General features: G+C 67.1%; 11 protein-coding genes and 1 tRNA gene. 5 read left to right on the top strand and 7 right to left on the bottom strand.

Features of this window, described 5'->3' with window-relative positions; genetic code table 11:
* Positions 1-2: 2 nt before the first annotated feature.
* The 4 genes from G3M62_RS07765 to G3M62_RS07750 all read right to left on the bottom strand — a co-directional run bounded on the left by G3M62_RS07765 (position 3) and on the right by G3M62_RS07750 (position 8,287).
* Complete coding sequence (locus G3M62_RS07765) at positions 3-3,020, bottom strand: TonB-dependent receptor (RefSeq protein WP_165186015.1); 3,018 nt, start codon at positions 3,018-3,020, stop codon at positions 3-5.
* 480 nt (positions 3,021-3,500) lie between these two features.
* Entirely contained in the window at positions 3,501-4,574 is a 1,074-nt protein-coding gene (locus tag G3M62_RS07760) for a FecR family protein (RefSeq protein WP_165186014.1), read from the bottom strand.
* Complete coding sequence (locus tag G3M62_RS07755) at positions 4,571-5,155, bottom strand: RNA polymerase sigma factor (RefSeq protein WP_165186012.1); 585 nt, start codon at positions 5,153-5,155, stop codon at positions 4,571-4,573. The genes G3M62_RS07760 and G3M62_RS07755 overlap by 4 nt, the downstream gene beginning before the upstream one ends.
* A gap of 66 nt (positions 5,156-5,221) precedes the next feature.
* A complete protein-coding gene (locus G3M62_RS07750; protein ID WP_165186010.1) occupies positions 5,222-8,287 on the bottom strand; it encodes a TonB-dependent receptor in 3,066 nt (1,021 codons plus the stop codon).
* A gap of 394 nt (positions 8,288-8,681) precedes the next feature.
* Between G3M62_RS07750 and G3M62_RS07745 the strand changes: the two genes are divergently transcribed.
* Positions 8,682-10,265, top strand: a complete 1,584-nt coding sequence (locus G3M62_RS07745; RefSeq protein WP_165186009.1) for an ATP-binding protein — start codon at positions 8,682-8,684, stop codon at positions 10,263-10,265.
* Positions 10,266-10,697: 432 nt separating this feature from the next.
* Here G3M62_RS07745 and G3M62_RS07740 read toward each other — a convergent pair whose 3' ends face one another.
* The 3 genes from G3M62_RS07740 to G3M62_RS07730 form a co-directional block, all read right to left on the bottom strand.
* Entirely contained in the window at positions 10,698-11,192 is a 495-nt protein-coding gene (locus G3M62_RS07740; protein WP_165186007.1) for a Dps family protein, read from the bottom strand.
* 479 nt (positions 11,193-11,671) lie between these two features.
* Complete coding sequence (locus tag G3M62_RS07735) at positions 11,672-12,058, bottom strand: Arm DNA-binding domain-containing protein (RefSeq protein ID WP_165186005.1); 387 nt, start codon at positions 12,056-12,058, stop codon at positions 11,672-11,674.
* Positions 12,059-12,164: 106 nt separating this feature from the next.
* Positions 12,165-12,255, bottom strand: a tRNA-Ser gene (locus tag G3M62_RS07730).
* Positions 12,256-12,387: 132 nt separating this feature from the next.
* On the opposite strand from G3M62_RS07730, the gene hfsE reads away from it, so the two are divergent.
* The 4 genes from hfsE to hfsH are packed head-to-tail and all read left to right on the top strand — an operon-like array spanning position 12,388 to position 17,068.
* Positions 12,388-13,908 (top strand): polysaccharide biosynthesis protein HfsE, encoded by a 1,521-nt coding sequence (hfsE, locus tag G3M62_RS07725; RefSeq protein ID WP_165186004.1) that lies wholly within the window; start codon positions 12,388-12,390, stop codon positions 13,906-13,908.
* 9 nt (positions 13,909-13,917) lie between these two features.
* A complete protein-coding gene (gene hfsF, locus G3M62_RS07720) occupies positions 13,918-15,360 on the top strand; it encodes a polysaccharide biosynthesis protein HfsF (protein ID WP_165185996.1) in 1,443 nt (480 codons plus the stop codon).
* Entirely contained in the window at positions 15,357-16,295 is a 939-nt protein-coding gene (gene hfsG / locus G3M62_RS07715; RefSeq protein WP_165185994.1) for a polysaccharide biosynthesis protein HfsG, read from the top strand. The genes hfsF and hfsG overlap by 4 nt, the downstream gene beginning before the upstream one ends.
* The gene (gene hfsH, locus G3M62_RS07710; protein ID WP_165185993.1) at positions 16,295-17,068 is read left to right on the top strand and encodes an oligosaccharide deacetylase HfsH; all 774 of its coding nucleotides are present in this window, start codon (positions 16,295-16,297) and stop codon (positions 17,066-17,068) included. The genes hfsG and hfsH overlap by 1 nt, the downstream gene beginning before the upstream one ends.
* The last annotated feature ends 81 nt before the right edge of the window (positions 17,069-17,149 follow it).

Raw genomic sequence — 17,149 nt, 5'->3', positions numbered from 1 at the left:
CCCTAGAATCGCGCCGTGGCGCTAAGCTCGAACCGGCGCCCGCGAGGATCGCCGTAGACGCTGTAGCCGAGGGAGACCTTGGCGACGGTCGGCGGCTCATGATCCAGCAGGTTCTGAACCCCAAAGCGGATCTCGATATCCCTGGACAGCCCGGGCCATTTGGCCGCCTCGAACCGGTAGGCCATCGTCATGTCGAGATAGATCTGCGCGGGGATATGGACGCCAGGCCGATCGGCTGCGGCCCTTTCCGAAGGGGACGCAAAGCCGCCGACGGCGTAGTAATCGTCGTAATATTGAGCATCGAGCCCGATCGACAGATCACTGTGATCCCAGGTCACGCTGGCGTTCCCCCGCCACCGCAAGGGCCCCCCATCGGCGCCGACATAGTCGAGCACGACCGTGTCAGGCGCGGATTGTCGCGTGAAGCGCGGCGTCCAGGTCGCCGAACCGTAGATCCGCAAGTCGTCATCCCGGGCCAGGTGGAGTATCTGGTCCATGTGCAGGTCGACCGCGTCGCTGTTGGTCTTGCCGGCGTTCAAGTACGAACCGTCGACCTGGGTGACGACGCCGCCCGTATAGCCCGCGGCGATGTCGGCTGGCGACAGCGGGTCGCGGGTGACGCGATCTGGATAGACGCCTTCATGGTTCAGGAAATAGGCCAGGTCGCCGCCGTGCGCGTTGCTGATCTCGCCGCGCTTTTCGGTGCGGGTGTAGTCCAGCGAAATCCGCGGCCACGCGCCGCCATTGGGATTGACGACAAGGCCGATCGATACGGTCCGGGCCCTTTCCGGACGCAGACGCGGCGAGCCCTGGGCCAGCAGGACGAACGGCTTTTCGGTGCCCACGGCCGTGCCCCCACGGGCGGGATCGGCGAAATAGGCCGACGAAAAGCTCTTCGGCAGCGAATAGGTGTAGCTCCACGGCGCCATTTGCGCGGGCGTCGGCGGCAGAACGCCCGTGGCCATGCTGGCGCGCACCAGCAGATTGTCGCGTGGAAAGGCGCGAAGGCCGGCGGTGTAGACCACGCCGGCTCGGCCATAGCGCAGCAACGGCGTTTCGGCCATCGGCAGCGCGTTGCTTGGAATGTCCGCCTGATTGTCGTCGTAGCGCGCGGCCAATTGCAGTTCCAGACCGCGCAGGGGCGCAAGGTTTGACGCGCGCGAGACGATCGGCGCGCGCAGTTCGCCATAGAGGGACGACACCGTCAGCGAAAACGACGGATCGGACACGTTCGCCGCACCTCGGAACGGGATGTATTCCCAAGACGTGAGCGTCGCGCTCTCCTCGCGACGCTCAGCCAACAGCGACAGGGCGACGTCGCCCGCCTCGCGTCGCAGGAGGGGCCCGCCTAGCCGCACGCTGAGATCGCGAAGGCGGGCCCGGCGATCCACATTGAAATCATCCTGAGTCTTGTAGGCCTGTAGCGCGGTGGCGAAGGCGTCCCAAGGTCCGAAAGGATCGGGTTTCGGCTCTCCGCCAGCGCCCGGCTGCATCTCGCTAAGCGCCCGGGAGAAGTCGTCGTTCAGCTTGAAACTGTGGTTGCTAACCTTGTTGTGGGTCGCGCCTTGGCTGTAGGTGGCGTCCGCGCGCCAGGCGTGCGGCAGGCGAATGATGACGCCGGCGGAGGCGCGGGTGGTGCGTAGGCGGTTGCGCACGGCCCCATCGAACCCGGGCAGTGGAAAGGTCAGGATCACCGGTTGTTGGAATGGAAAGGTGTCCGTCACGTCCACGCCGCTCTGGCGCTGTGTGACAGCCGTCACGCCGGTGTAGTTGAGGAAGGGGGCGGAGGTTCCCGTGACCGCGCGCCCCTCGTTCTCGTACCCGATGACGTCGACGAATGTCTCGACCCGGTCGCCAAAGCGATGGCGCACGTTGGCCAGCAGCGACGTCACCGTCGTGGCGCTGGTGAGGCTGCGCGCCGCGCCAGTCCCATCCGGAGGCAAGCGGCTGGGGACCTGACCAGCGTTGGACAACAACACCGCCCCGTCGCCGACACCGGAACCGCCGGCGGGCAGGTAGGTGAAGGTCGAATTCAGCGCGCCGCCGCCTAGGGCGGGACTGAGCGACAAGGCGTCACCGAAGAAGCTGATGGCCAGAACGCCATCGACGACCGGATAGGCCCCGATGAAGGTCGTGGGGTTGCGTGCGATCTGCAGTTTCCGCGCCTGCTCGCCGTAATCGCGATCGCCGGCGCGCAGGCCGTCATTCTCGGCGCGTGAGAAGCTAACCATCACGTCGGTGCGGCCATCGTCGGGCGTGAAGCCGATCCGGCCGTCGATGCGTCGGCGCGCGCCGTCGCCGCGGCCAGTCAGGCCATAGGTGGCGCTGATCTCCGCGCCGCGGTAGTCGCGCTTTAGGATCACGTTGATCACGCCGCCGGTTGCGCCGGGGCCGTAGATCCCGCCCGCCGTGCCCGTCAAGCTCTCGATCCGGTCAACCGCCATGAGCGGCAGGCCGTTCAGGTCCGGCTGGCTGACCGCCAGGTCCGTGAGCAGCGAGAGCACGCCCGGCATCCGGGCGCCATCGACCAGCACCAGCGTCTGGTTGGCGCCCAGCCCGTGGAGGTTCACCTCCGAGCGCGCGCTGGCGTACTGGGAGCTTGGGTCCCAGGACGGGCCCTGCTGTTCGGCGTTGTTGGGTTGCCGGGCGCGCAGGAATTGATCCAGATTGTCGGCGTGCGAGGCGGCGATGTCTTCGGCGGTGGCGACACGGTAGGGCTGGATGTCGTTTTCGGTGCGGCGAATGTCGGCGTTCTGGGTCTTGCGACCGACCACCAGGATTTCAGGCAGGACCGTCGGCTGGTCCGGCGCGATGCGAGAAACGACGTAGGCGCCTTGGCCCACACGGCGATAGGTCAGGCCCGTGCCCTCCAGCAGGCGCGCCAGAAGCGACTCCACCTCCAGGGGCCCGGCCACGCGCGGATTTGGCAGATCGCCGACGATGTCCGGCGCAAAGAGCAGGTCCGAGCCGCTGCGTACCGACAGGTCCCGCAAGGCGTCCGCCAGCCGGCCCGCCTTCAAGACAATCCTTGGACCGCTGGCCAGGCCTTGCGCACCGGCGCTCGGCGCCAGACCAAGCACGGCGATGAATGTCAGGAGAGAAAACGCCCGTCGCCCCAAGAGCCCTCCCCGGCTTCAGATCCAGGCCACCACGCAATTGATGATACGCTCACGCACTGAACTGGGATCATGCGCTGAGGAAGTCCCCTTCAGATCCGTGGCGCAGCCACATCCGCCGCGGCGCGCTTCACCGCCCCCAGGCATCAACTCGCCAAAGGAAAAGTGGGACTCCCATGAGCCACCGTACCAGCGCCCTGGCCCGCATCCTGGTGAAAAGAAGTAAAATTCGTAAGCGATCAGGGGCTTACCAAAACCCTACGTCGAGGGATCAGATCACTGGCCCGATCACGCGGGTATGAGCGTCGGCGTGGAGCCCGCGACCGAGCACGCCCGCCCATCCCACGGCACGGCCAGCGTTCGCCGCGCCCCGCCTCCAGCGCGCTAGGGGTTGGAACCAGACCGCCAGGCGATTTCAGTACGCCCGTCCGCCAAGGGGACCAGACGGACGGGATAAAGCGCGGTCAGCGTTTTGGCGAAACGCGCCGGATCGTTGGTGCGGAACGCGCCGCTGATCCGCAAAGCGCCAACCTTGGGATCGACGATGACCAGCTTTCCGTCGGTGTAGCGGTTCATCTGCGCCACCGCCTCGGCGAGCGGGGTGTCGTCGAACTGGAGCACATGGGGCGCTGCATCCGGCGCGGCCGTTGCTTGGGCTTGCGTGATTTCATCGGCCTGCCCGGGACGGGCGACAAGCTCCTGGCCGGGGACCAGGATCTTGGCCGGTCCCGCAGCCACCTTCGGGTCGTCTCCGACGGTCACGCCGAGCGATCCCTCCTCCAGGCGCACGCGAGTTTCATCGCTGCGCAGCTGGATATTGAAGCGCGTCCCAAGGTCCGACACCACACGTCCGCCCGCAGCGACCCTGAACGGCCGGGTTGCGTCATGGGTCACGTCGAACATCGCCTCGCCCCGCGTCAGGCGAACCAGACGCTGACCTCCGGCATAGGCGACGTCGACGGCGGTGCTTGGTCCTAGCGTCAATCGCGTCCCGTCTTCCAGCCGCACATCCAGACGCTGGCCGGCGGCGGTCTGATAGTCGGCCTGGCCAAAGCCGTGGAGATCGCCCGCGCTTGCGCTGGCGACCTGGAGAGGTCCTTGAGCGGGATGTTCGCGAGCAAGGTTTGACACCAGCACCCCGCCGATGACGACCGCGGCGAACGAGGCGGCGACAAGATACCAGGCGACGGGCGACTGGACGGGGCGGGCGCGCAACGAAAGGGCGTCCTTGCGCAGGCCCGCAAGGGCGTCCTCGGCCTCTGGCGCCTCGAACAGATCCCATAGATCCCGGGCGCGCTCCCAAGCCCGGCGATTGGCGTCGCTGAGGTCCAGCCATCGCTGGAACGCCACGTCATCCTCGACCGAGGGATCGCGTTGCAAGCGCTCAAGCCAGAGCGCTGCTGCGGCCCGCGGCCCCAAGCCGTGAAGGAAGGCCGGCGAAGGAAGATCGGCGCTCATGCCTCGTCCTCCTCCGGCATCAAATGGTCGATCGCGCGGGCCATGTCCTTTTCGACCGTGCTCAGCGAGACCTTCAGCCGCGTTGCGATCTCGCCATAGCGCAGGCCTTCGATGCGGCGCAGCACGAAGACCGCGCGGGTGCGTTCGGGCAGTTGCATCAGGCTAGCGGACACGGCTCGAAGCTTTTCTCTGGCCAGCAAGGCGCGCAGGGCGTCGGCGTCTTCGGCTTGGTGATCGTCGGGCTCCAGCGCGATGTGCGAATCCGCGCGGCGAACGCTGCGGCGCCGGTAGCGATCGGCCAGAACGCTTTCGGCGGTGCGATAGAGATAGCCCTCGAAATGGGCGACCTCGTCGGAGGCTTCGCGCTGGGTGACCCGCAAGAAGGTGTCCTGCAAGAGATCCTCGGCCTCGACCGGGTCGGGGACGCGCCGCCGGATCCATCCAAGCAGCTTCCATCGCGCGTCGCGAAATTGGCGCGACACGGCATGGGTGGATTTGGAGTGTGGATCCCCGTCCGACATCGACAAAACGTTAGCCCGTTCGTCTGGAAAAACCAGGGCTCCGTCAGGCGTGGCGAACATTGGCTGCATCCCGTCATGCCAGCCAAGACGCACGCCCGACGAAAACCCGTAAAGCTTGGCGCGGTTTTAGAACCGCGCGGTGGCGCTGAGCTCGAACCGGCGCCCTCGAGGATCACCATAGAAGCTATAGCCGAGCGTAGCGTTGGCCTCGGTCGGCGGGTCGTGACCCAACAGGTTCTGGACACCGAGCCGGATTTCGATGTCCCTCGCGAGGCCGGGCCAATCGGTCGTCTCAAGCCGGTAGGTCACCGCCGCGTCCAGATAGACTTGCGCCGGGATATGGACGCCAGGCAGATCGGCGCCCGCCTTCTCCGCCTCAGACGCGAGCGCGGCAATGGCGCGGTAGCTGTCGTAGTACTGGGCGTCGAGGCTGATCGTCAGATCGTCGTGGTCCCAGCCCACACCAGCGTTGCCCCGCCACCGCAACGGTCCGTCGTTGGTGCCGACATAGCCGAACCTGTCCATGTCGGGTGCTGACTGCCGTGTGAGGCGTGGCGTCCAGGTCGCCGAGCCATAGATCCGCAAGCGATCGTCCCGCCCCAAACGCACCGCCTCATCCACATGCAAGTCGACAGCATCGCTGATGGTCTTGCCAATGTTCAAGGACGTCGCGTCGATCTGGGTGATGATCCCGGCCGAATAACCGGCGGCGATGTCGGCCGGCGACAGTGGATCGCGGACCACACGGCTCGGATAGAGGTTCTCATAAGCCAGGAAGTAATCGATATCGCCGCCGTGAGCGGTGCTGATCTCGCCGCGCTTTTCGATGTGGGTGTAGTCTAGCGAGACGCGCGGCCAGCGGCCACCGTCCGGATTCAAGACCGCGCCGATCGCCAGGGTCCGGGCCTTCTCCGGGCGTAGGTTCGGGGACCCGCCGACTAAGAGCGCGAAAGGTTTCTCGGTGCCCAGGAAATTGCCACCGCGCGCCGTGTCGGCGAAGGCGGCGCCGAAGAAAGCGTAGGTAGATCTCGACGAAAGCAGTTGTTGCGGCGTCGGCGGCAGTACGCCCGTGGCGACGCTGGCGCGAACCAGCAAATTGTCCCACGGAAAGACCCGCATGCCCACCGTATAAACGGTCCCCGCGCGATTGTAGCGAACGGAAGATGCCGACGCCGCCTCTAGCGCGTCACCAGGGATTGTCGACTGGTTGTCGTCGTAGCGCGCGGCCAATTGTAGCTCCAGTCCGCGCAGAGGCCAGAGGTTCGACGCCCGCGACACGATCGGTGCGCGCAGTTCGCCGTAGAAGGAGGTCACCGCGAGTGAAAACGAAGGATCCGTTGGACTCCCCGGCGCATTTTCCAAGCCATAATCCCAGGGAGCGAAGATGACATGCTCGCGGCGACGTTCCGCGAGAAGCGACAACGCTACGTCGCCCGCATCACGCCGCCACAGCGGGCCACCTAGCCTGATGCTCAGATCCTGAAGATGCGCGCTGCGCCTGACCTCGGCGTCTTGCTCAATCTTGTAGGCCTGTAGCGTGGCGGCGAAGGTGTCCCACGGGTCGAAGGGATTTGGCGCTGGTTCGCCGCCAAAGCCGGGTCTCCCCTGGCTCAAGGCCCACGCGAAGTTGTCGTTGAGGTGGTGGCCTGCGACGTCAACATGATTGCGCGTCATGCCGTCGCTATAGTTGGCTTCTGCACGCCAGCTTCCCGGAAGACGCACGAGCACGCCGGCCGAGGCGCGTGTGGTGCTTAGTTGGTTGCGCACGCGCGCGTCAAAGCCCGGCAAGGGAAAGGCCACGATCACGGGCTGTTGAAAAGGGTAAGCCACGCCGCTTTGCCGAAAAGGTCCTGGCGTTGGGCCTGCGTATACGCCCATCGTCGAAGCCCCCGCGACCGAGCGGCTTTCGTTTTCAAGACCGATGAAGTCGACGAAAGCCTCGACGTGCTCGCCAAAGCGATGACGCACGTTTAGCAGCAGCGAGGACACGGTCGTGTCGCTGGTCAAGCTCCGCGTCACACCGGTTCCGCCCGGCGGCAAGGTGCTTGGAATTTGACCTGCGTCGGCCAGGAGGACGGCGCCGCGCTCGCCGACGCCCGAATGACCGGTCGGCAAATAGGTGAAAGTCGATCCTAGAGATGCGCCGCCGAGTTTGGAGCTGAGAGTCAGGACATCGCCGAACAGATCCCGGACCAAAACACCGTCGGGTATCAGAAAGTCCAAAGCATAAGCCTTGGGCGCGCGAGCCATGAGCCGTCGAGCCTGCTCGCCATAGTCGCGATCACCGGCGCGCAAGCCATCGCCCTCGGCCCGTGAAAAATTTATCATCACGTCAGTGCGGCCGTCGTCAGGCGTGAAGCCGATCCGCCCGTCGACCCGTCTGCGCGTCCCATCGCCTTGGTCCGTCAGACCGTAGGTGGCGCTGACTTCGGCGCCGCGATAGTCGCGCTTAAGGATCACGTTGACCACGCCGCCGGTGGCGCCGGGACCGTAGATGCCGCCGGCCGTGCCAGTCAGGCTCTCGACCCGTTCAATCGCCAACAGCGGTAGGCCATTCAGATCTGGCTGCGACATTTCCAAGTCGAGAGCCAGCGAAGGACCGCCCGGCATTCGGGCGCCGTCGACCAGGACCAAGGTCTGGCTCGCGCCTAGACCATGGAGATTCACCTCCGAGCGGTTGCTGCCGAACTGGGCGTCGGGGTCTTGGGATGGCCCTTGCCGCTGAGCATTGCTGGGTTGTCGGGTGCGCAGGAACTGATCGAGATTGTCGGCGTGGGAAGCGCGGATGTCCTCGGCGTCAGCGACGCGATAAGCCTGGATGTCATTTTCGGTGCGGCGAATATCGGCGTTCTGGGTCTTGCGGCCGATCACCAGGACCTCGGGCAGCGCCGTCGGCTGGTCCGGCTCAAGGCGAAAGACGATGTAGGCTCCACCACCGACTCGGCGATAGCCGAGCCCGGTGCCCTCCAGCAGGCGCTGGAGGATCGGCTCGACCTGCAGCGCCCCGGAGACACGTGCATTTCGCAGATCGCCGATGATATCTGGCGCGAAGAGCAGGTCCGCGCCGCCTCGCACCGATAAATCCCTTAGCGCATCGGCTAGCCGGCCCGCCTTCAGGACGATCCTTGAACCGCCGGCGGGGTTGCGCGCATCGGCGGCTGACGCCAAGCCCAATGCCGCGATGAAAGCCAAGAGTGAAAGTCCGCGCCGCCCCAAAAGCCGTCCCTTGCTTCAGATTCCAGATCACACGCACGAGCCGACGCCCCGCGCGCGGCGTGCGCTACGCAACAGGCGGCAAGGCCTTTCATGACCAGGATCAACCAGCGTTCCGAGCCTCGGCGCTAGATCGCTTGGCGGCCATCAGCTCGACGCAGAGACGCAAATTCCCCAAGCGCCACCTTAGCAGCGCCACCGCCCGCGCCCGGTGAAAAGAGGTAAAATCGCTGAGCGGTTACGGGTTTTACCAAACCCTGCGTCTCGGGGTTTCAGGTCACTTGCTCCGATCGGTTCCAGAGCGCGGGCGAGGCCACAGTAGCGTTGTCGCAAATCGCCGGGCACGGCTCGAACCTCGATCGGATGCATGTTGATGACATACTCCCTTGAACAGACGCCAAGGTCGTTCGCCTTCGGTCCCTTCGTGCTCACGCCCGAGCAACAGTTGCTCGTCGAGGACCAGGCGCCGGTCGCACTGGGCGGAAGGGCGCTCGACATCCTCACCGCCCTGGTCGAGCGCCCCGGCGCGGTGCTGACCAAGAGCGAACTGATCGCCCGCGCCTGGCCCAATTCGATCGTCGAAGAGGGCAACCTGAAGGTCAACATCGCCGCCCTACGACGCGCTCTGGGCGAGACGGCCGGGACCTTGCGCTATATCGCGACGGTGACCGGCCGCGGCTATCGCTTCGTCGCGCCGGTTCAGTCGGCGCCAGGGTCCCAAAGCGACGCGGAAAGCCGCGCCTTCGCCGCATCCAGCAACCTGCCTCCCGCCATGACCAGCATCATCGGACGCGCCGGCGACATCGGCGAGATCCTGACGACGCTGAGCGCCGAACGAGCCCTGTCGATCGTCGGCGCCGGCGGCATCGGCAAAACGACTGTCGCGGTGGCGGTGGCCGAGCGTTTCGCCGCGCAGGTCCAGGACGGAGTCTGGTTCGTCGACCTGGCAAGCGTAAGCGATCCAACCCTGGCGCCTCAGGCGATCGCCCAAGCCATCGGCCTGACGACGCAGCCGTCGATCGCGCTCGGCGATCTCCTCGATCATCTGCGCGAGCGCAGCCTCCTGCTGGTCCTGGACAACTGTGAGCACGTCATCGAGGCGGCGGCGTCCTGCGCGCGGCGAATCCTGGCCGACGCGCCCGACGTGCGGATCCTGGCCACCAGCCGCGAGCCCCTGCGGATCAACGGCGAGCGCGTCTATCGCCTGCCGCCGCTCGACGCCCCGCCGATCGGCCCCTGGCTTCAGGCCGAGGGCTTGATGGCCTTTCCCGCCGCGCAGCTCTTCATCGAGCGCGCGACGGCCCGCAACAGGATGTTCCATCTGGCCGATGACGATGCGCCCGTCGTGGCCGAGATCTGCCAGCGTCTCGACGGCCTGGCTCTGGCCATCGAGCTGGCGGCCACCCGCGCGGACGCTTTTGGCGTGCGTGAACTGCTGGGGCTGCTCGATGGCAGGTTCCGGCTGCTGAGCGGCCTTCGCTCGGGACCCGAACGTCATCAAACCCTGACGGCGGCCATTGACTGGAGCTACAATCTTCTGTCGGACGACGAACGCGCGATCCTGCGGCGGCTATCGATCTTCCCGGGCGCCTTCAGCTTGGAAGCGGCCTGCCTCATCGCCGGGGCCCAATGCGATCTGGCCAAGACGGTCGACGACTTGGCCAACCTCGTCGACAAGTCTCTGGTGACCGCCGAGCTGAGCGCAAGCCAGGTCTCCTATCGCCTGCTCGACACCACGCGCGCCTACGCATTACGCAAGCTCGCCGAGAGCGACGAAGCCGATAGCGTCGGTGAGCGCTACGCCCAGCACCTGGCCGATGACGCCAGAACGACCGCCGAGCGCAATGGCCTGCGGCCTCGCGAAATCCGTCCTGCCCTGGCGATAGCCGTGGCGGCGAGTGGATCATCTCTGCACGGAGACGATCGCGTGGCGCGCTCGCCAGTTCGCGCGGCGTGAAGATCAGCGCCCGCCGAGCCCCGTCGCCCAGGAAGGCATGGCTGAGGCCCTGGGCTTACGTGACGCTCTGGCCGCTATTCTTCTTGTGCTGGACCTCCATCTGGCCGTCCGGCCCGACGTGACGAGGCATCGCAAGGTCCAGCGCCGCGTGCGGGCCTAGGTCGACCCGAAACGCCCGACATTCGCGTTTCCGCTCCTACCGATCGGGCTCTATCCACGTCTTTAGGCCCGAGGTTCGTCGCCGCGACGACCTGCCGACGTCGATCAAGTTCCCATCCGAAGCCTCAAACGCCTTCGACAAGGCTCCACCGACGAGACCATCCCTGGCCGCGGCGACGGCGATGATATCGCCAACAGCGCCTTCCATCGATGATCGCCGCTCGTCTGTAGCCTCAGATCCCCTGGGCCCAGGGGCCCGCGGGTGGGACGGCGTTAGGCCGAACGGCCCGCTTCGAGCAGGAACCAGGCCCGCCCCTCGGCTTGATCCGTCCATCCGTCGATCAGGCCGGACGTGGCGTTGTCGCCAGCCCGGTCGGCGAGCGCCTTGGCCTCGCGCAGCGATGCGACGAGCGCCTGATTGTCCTGGCGCAACTCCTCGAGCATGTCAGCGGCGGCGACGCCCTTGCCATTGTTGTCCAGGATGCGCTGGCGTCGCGCGATGTCCCCGATCGAGTGAAGGGTGAAGGCGCCGGATTTTCGCACCCGCTCGGCGATCTCGTCGGTGATCGCCAAGAGTTGGGAAGCCTGGTCATCGAAGAGCAGGTGGTGGTCGCGAAAATGCGGCCCCCAGACATGCCAATGGAAATTCTTGGTCTTCATATAGAGCGCGAAGACATCGGCCAGGATCGCGTTCAGCGCCTCCGAGATCTCCAGGACGTTGTCCCCGCGCGCGAGCGTCTGGGTATCGCCTTGCGACGTCTGCTGCATTGCCGTGCCACCTTTGCTGGACAAAACCGTACGCGCCCGACAGCCGGCGAGATGAGCCGCCTGAAAACCGCCACGGACCATTCGGAAGCCTGGAGCCATCCCGTATCCGTCGGGATCAGGCTACCGCCGCGCCGCGTCTTGCGATCGCGGCAGCCACGCTAAGACGCTTGCCCGGCCACAGCAGGTTAATTGAGGTCAATCACCGTAGTAACAGCGCGCTATCGCCCTCCCCAGCCAGCGCTTTCGGCGGCGTCGCCTGGAAGGCCGGTTGCGGTCATTGAGCCGACTGGACCGCAGTTTGAGGTAGCTTGGCCGACTGGGACGGCTATGCCTTATCGAATGGTCCAAGGCTTGACCGCCGCCACCATCAGGCCGAGCGATAGGCCGTAGACGATGAAACAGGCCAGCGGCGAGGCATCGGCAGCGCCGCATTCCAGAAGGCGATGGCCACGCTGGCCGGCAAACACGCACAAAAGGCCTCACTCAAAAGAAGCGCACGTTATGTGGCGCGTCTTGAACGACAGGCTCCGCGCATCCTCCAGGACCTCGACCACCCGCGCGGCCTTGCGGTGTTCGATAGGGTCGACGCCCTCGTGCTTGAGCGTGCGGGCCTCACGCGCCAGGACGCGGGCCTCGGCCAAGCCGACGATATCGAGCGGTCCCAGGCCCATTTCGCGGGTCTTGCCCTTGAGCGTGTAGTGGAAGACCCAGGATTTCGCGCCGGTGGGGGTGACCTGCAGATAGAGCCCGCCACCGTCCAGGTGGTAGCCAGGCTTGGCGAGTCGCTTGACCTGCAGCGCGTTCAGGCGTTCGAGAACGTGGGGTATCCTACCCCCATTTCTACCCCCATGGTGAGCGCCGACCATGGTGGATGGCGGTGGACGCGGCCAAACACGAATTCGCGACTTTCCCTTATGGAATAAGGAATTGGCGACGCGCCTGGACGACGATGGACAGCGATGGAAGGGGTGGTGGCGGAGACGGAGGGATTCGAACCCTCGATACCCTTTTGGGGTATGCCGCTTTAGCAAAGCGGTGCCTTCAGCCTCTCGGCCACGTCTCCTCCTGAGAGGGAGCGGTTCGATAGCCTGTTCGCGGTGGGATGACAACGCGCTGTCTCGAAAAATCCGCGTTAACGTGAAGCTCAGACCGCGCGACTAGTGTGAACCCCGTTCTACAAAGGGTTCGGGGCTTCATGTCGTCCGCTATCGCACATCCGCCGGAACGCGAAGACCTCGCCATCCTCGACGCCGAACCGGCGACATCGCGCCTGGTGATCGAGGACAAGACGGCCGAGGGCGTGGGCCGGCGCGGCCCGTTCCGACCCGGCCGCCTGGTCCCGGCCCGGGCCCGGATGCAGGTGCGCAGCCTGTCGCGGCTGTTCCGCGTGGTCGACGGCCTGGCCTTCGCCAGCGTCACCATCGCCGCGATCGTCCTGGCCCGCCCCGCCCCCGAAGTCTTTGCTCCGCTGATCCTGGGCGCCCTGACCCTGTTGCCCGCCCTCTATCTGCTGGAGGCCTACACCTTCCATCGTCGCGAGACGCCCGGCCGCCAGGCCCTGCGGGTGTCGGCTGCGTTCGGCGTGGTCGCGATCGTGATGGTGCTGGCGACGCTGATCTTCGGACACGGCCAGATCGACACCGCCCTGCTGGCCGGCTGGGGTCTCGCCCTGGTCGCCGCCACCGCCGTGCTGCACGTCGCCTGGTGGCGCGCGGTCGATCACGGCCGCCGCGACGGCCGTCTGACGCCGAACGTGGTGGTGGTGGGCGCGACGGTCAACGCCGAGCGCTTCATCCGTACGGCTCTGGCCACCGGCGACGTCAATGTGCTGGGCGTGTTCGACGACCGCGCCGGCCGCGCTCCGCCCCAGGTGCTGGGCGTGCCGGTCCTGGGCGACACCCACGCCCTGATCGACCATCGCATCATGCCCTATGTCGACCGGGTGATCATCGCCGTGACCTCCGCCGCCCAGGCCCGCGTCGGCCAACTGGTCGAGCGCCTGGAAGTGCTGCCCAACCCCGTCAGCCTGTTCGTCGACCTGAACCGCGAGGCCCAGCGCAACGCGTCGCTGGCCCACTTCGTCGATCTGTCGGGCGCGGTCGCCGACGGACGACGGGCCTTCGTCAAACGCCTCCAGGATGTGGTGGTCGGCGGGCTGGGCCTGGTGGCCGCCGCGCCGGTGATGCTGCTGGTGGCCGTCGCCATCAAGCTGGACAGCCCCGGCCCCGTATTCTTCCGCCAGCGTCGCCACGGCTTCAACAACGAGGCGATCCTAGTCTGGAAATTCCGCTCGATGCGCCACGAGGCCGCCGACGCCAAGGCCGCGCGCCAGGTCAGCGCCAATGACGACCGCGTCACCAAGGTCGGCAAGTTCATCCGCAAGACCAGCCTGGACGAGCTGCCCCAACTGTTCAACGTGCTGAAGGGCGAGATGTCGATGGTCGGCCCTCGCCCCCACGCCATCGGCATGAAGAGCGGCGACGTGGAGTCCGAAAAGCTGGTCGCCCGCTACGCCCACCGTCACCGCATGAAGCCCGGCGTCACGGGCTGGGCCGCGATCAACGGCTCGCGCGGCCCGGTCGACACCGCCGAGCTGGTGCAGGAGCGCGTCGCCCTGGACGTGGAATATATCGAGCGCCAGTCCTTCTGGCTGGACCTCTACATCATCGCCATGACCATCCCCTGCCTGCTGGGGGACCGGTCGGCGGTGCGCTAGGGACCAAATATGTTCTGGCGTGGCGTACTCGGATATCTGCCGGTCAACATCGCCCAGGGCGTGGTGGGGCTGCTCACCATCGTCCTGTTCACCCGCGTCCTGACGCCCGAGCAGTACGGCGTCTACGCCCTGGCCTTCTCGGCCCTGAGCCTGACCCAGACGATCCTGCTGACCTGGACGGAAGCGGCCATGGCCCGCTTCCATGCCCGCCAGGAAGCCGACGGCCGGCTGCCCGATCACTTCGCCACGATCTACCGCCTGTGGTTCGCCCTGGCCCTGGTCGTGCCCGTCGCCGCCGCGGCGGTCCTGAAGTTCGCCCCCCTCGCCGCGCCGCTGAAGGTCGCGGTCGCCGCCTCCATGGCCGCCGTGGTGGTCAAGAGCTTGACCAAGCTGTCGCAGGAGCGCCGCCGCGCCGCCGGTGAAGTGTCCCGCGCGGCCCTGCTGGACATCGTCCAGACCGTGGGCGGATTCGCCCTGGGGCTGGTTCTGGCCCTGATCGGCCTGGGCGGCGCCGCGCCGATCCTCGGCATGGGCGGGATCTCGCTGCTGTGCCTGGTGTTCGTGCTGCCGGCCGACCTGCGCCGCACCCGAGGCGGCCGCTATGACCCCGTCATGGCCAAGGCCTACGCCGCCTACGGCCTGCCGGTGGCCCTGTCCCTGATCCTGGCCCTGGTGCTGTCGACCACCGACCGCTTCCTGCTGGCCGCCTTCCTCAACGAGCAGGCCGTGGGCGTCTATCACGCCGGATATTCGCTGGGCTCGCGCACCCTGGACGTGGTCTTCATCTGGCTGGGCATGGCTGGCGGACCGGCCCTGGTCGCGGCGCTGGAGCGCGGCGGCCATGCTTCTCTCAAGGAAGCCGCCCACGAGCAGGCCGGCTTCATGGTGCTGCTGACCCTGCCCGCCGCCGTCGGCCTGGCCCTGGTCGGCCGGCCGCTGGCCCAGGTGATGGTCGGACCCGAGCTGAGCGCTGGCGCGGGCGGCGTCGTGCCGTGGATCGCCGTGGCCGGCTGGCTGTCGGGCGTGACGACCTATTACCTGCTGCAGGCCTTCACCCTGGGCAAGAAGACCCTAATGCTCATCGCCTGCATGGCCATTCCGGCCGGGGCCAACGTGGCCCTGAACCTGGCGCTGATCCCGCGCTTCGGCCTGGACGGCGCCTTGTGGTCGACGGCGGCCAGCTATGGCGTCGGGGCCGTGGGCGCCGCGATCCTGGGCCGCCGGGCCTGTCCCCTGCCCGTGCCGTGGGTCGCCCTGGCCAAGTCGGGCCTGGCCTGCGCCCTGATGGCCGCCGCCGTGCTGGCCGTACCGGCCTTCGGCGGCGTGCTCGAACTGATCCTGAAGGCGTCCGCGGGCGCCGTCGTCTATGGCGTGGTCGTCCTGGCCCTGGATGCCGGCGGGCTGCGCGGCCGGGTCGTGGACATCCTCCAACGCCGTTTGAAGCCCGCATGACCGCGACAGAAACGCTCACCGACAACGCCGCCTGGGCGGCCCAGGAAAAGAATGGCGCCGCCCCCCGTCTGTCGGTGCTGATCCCCACCTATCGCGACGATCCCAGCGCCCTGCTCAAGGCCCTGGACGAGCGCGGCGCCGACGCCGAGATCGTGCTGCTGGACGACGGCGGCGGCGACGAAGCCCTGACCCGGCGCATGGCGGCCCGCATCGAAAAGCTGAAGCTGCCCGCCCGCCTGATCGTGCTGTCGCCCAACGAGGGCCGCGCCAAGGGCCGCAACCGGCTGGCCCGGCACGCCCGGGGCCGCCACCTGCTGTTCCTGGACAGCGACATGCTGCCCGATCCCGCCGGCTTCCTGACCCGCTGGTCTGCCGTGGCCGAAGACGATGCGCCCGTGGCCTTCGGCGGCTTCACCCTGGACCAGACCCCGCGCCGTCCGGAGCACGAACTGCACCGGGCCATGGCGCTGAAGAGCGACTGCACTCCGGCGCCGGAACGGGCCCGGGAGCCGGAGAAGCACGTCTTCACCTCCAACCTGCTGGTCCGCCGCGATGTCTTCGAGACCGTGGCCTTCGACGAGGGTTTCGCCGGTTGGGGCTGGGAGGATGTCGAGTGGGCCATGCGCGTGGTCCGGCTCTATCCGATCCTGCACATCGACAATTCGGCCACCCATCTGGGCCTCGACACCGCCCCGGCCCTGGCCGCCAAGTACGAGCAGTCGGCCGCCAACTTCGCTCGGGTGGTAGCCAGCCACCGCGAGGTGGTCAGCGCCTATCCCAGCTTCAAGGTCGCCAAGGCGCTCAAGCCCTTGCCCCTGCGCGACGTCTGGCGGCCTATGCTCAAGGCCTTCGCCCTCAACGAGGCGGCTCCGACGCCGCTTCGCGCCTTCGCCCTGCGGCTCTATCGCGCCGCCCTCTATTCGGACGCTGTCTGATGCAGACCTCCTTTGAGAAAGTCGACGCCTACGAGCCGGACCGCAGCCTGAAGGGCAAGGTTCGCCGCCGGCTGATCCGCCTGGCGCACCGCCGTCCGGCCCGGGTCAAGCTGGAGCGGCCGATGGTGTCGTTCAGCTTCGACGACGCGCCCGCGACGGCCTGCGAGGCCGGAGCCCGGGTGCTGGAAGCCCGAGGCCTGCGCGGCACCTACTATTTCGCCGCCGGCCTGACCGGACGCGATGGGCCGATGGGCCGTTTCGCCACCGGCGAGGACGCCGCCCGTCTGCACGCCGCCGGTCACGAGATCGCCTGTCACACCTTCTCGCACCTGGACTGCGGCCAAGCCTCGCGAGCCGAGACCCTGGCCGACGTCGACCTCAACGCCCGGCATCTGGCCGACTGGGGCACGGGCGAGCCGGTCAGCTTCGCCTATCCCTATGGCGACGTCGCCAGCCCGGCCAAGACGGCCCTGGCCGGTCGCTTCAAGACCCTGCGCGCCCTGCACCACGGCCTGGTCGCCACCGGCGCCGACCTCAACCAGGCCCCGGCCGTTGGCATCGAGGGCGAGGACGGCGAACAGGTGGCCCTGGACTGGCTGGACAAGGCCCACCGCCGCAAGGCCTGGCTGATCCTCTACACCCACGACGTGGCGCCCGAACCCTCGCAGTGGGGCTGCACGACGGCGGCGCTGGAGCGGCTGGTGGACGGCGCGCTGACGGCGGGGTTCGACGTGGTGACCGTGGCCGAAGGCGCCCGGCGGATCGGGATCTAACGACCGCAACGCGCGGGATGTTCGTTTGCCAAGGTACACGAATTGGTTGTACCCTTCGCGCATGTCGCTCATGACAATCCC

This window comes from Caulobacter soli, from assembly GCF_011045195.1.
GTDB lineage: Bacteria > Pseudomonadota > Alphaproteobacteria > Caulobacterales > Caulobacteraceae > Caulobacter > Caulobacter soli.
The sequence above is the reverse complement of the archived record's forward strand: the minus strand, read 5'-3'. Positions and strand labels throughout refer to the sequence as shown.

Bases quoted from the DNA above. Each gene is read 5' to 3' on its own strand.
- hfsF (WP_165185996.1), top strand. From the start codon at position 13,918: ATGTTCTGGCGTGGCGTACTCGGATATCTGCCGGTCAACATCGCCCAG.
- G3M62_RS07760 (WP_165186014.1), bottom strand. From the start codon at position 4,574: ATGAGCGCCGATCTTCCTTCGCCGGCCTTCCTTCACGGCTTGGGGCCG.
- hfsE (WP_165186004.1), top strand. From the start codon at position 12,388: ATGTCGTCCGCTATCGCACATCCGCCGGAACGCGAAGACCTCGCCATC.
- hfsH (WP_165185993.1), top strand. From the start codon at position 16,295: ATGCAGACCTCCTTTGAGAAAGTCGACGCCTACGAGCCGGACCGCAGC.
- G3M62_RS07735 (WP_165186005.1), bottom strand. From the start codon at position 12,058: ATGGTCGGCGCTCACCATGGGGGTAGAAATGGGGGTAGGATACCCCAC.
- G3M62_RS07745 (WP_165186009.1), top strand. From the start codon at position 8,682: ATGACATACTCCCTTGAACAGACGCCAAGGTCGTTCGCCTTCGGTCCC.
- G3M62_RS07755 (WP_165186012.1), bottom strand. From the start codon at position 5,155: ATGTTCGCCACGCCTGACGGAGCCCTGGTTTTTCCAGACGAACGGGCT.
- hfsG (WP_165185994.1), top strand. From the start codon at position 15,357: ATGACCGCGACAGAAACGCTCACCGACAACGCCGCCTGGGCGGCCCAG.
- G3M62_RS07740 (WP_165186007.1), bottom strand. From the start codon at position 11,192: ATGCAGCAGACGTCGCAAGGCGATACCCAGACGCTCGCGCGCGGGGAC.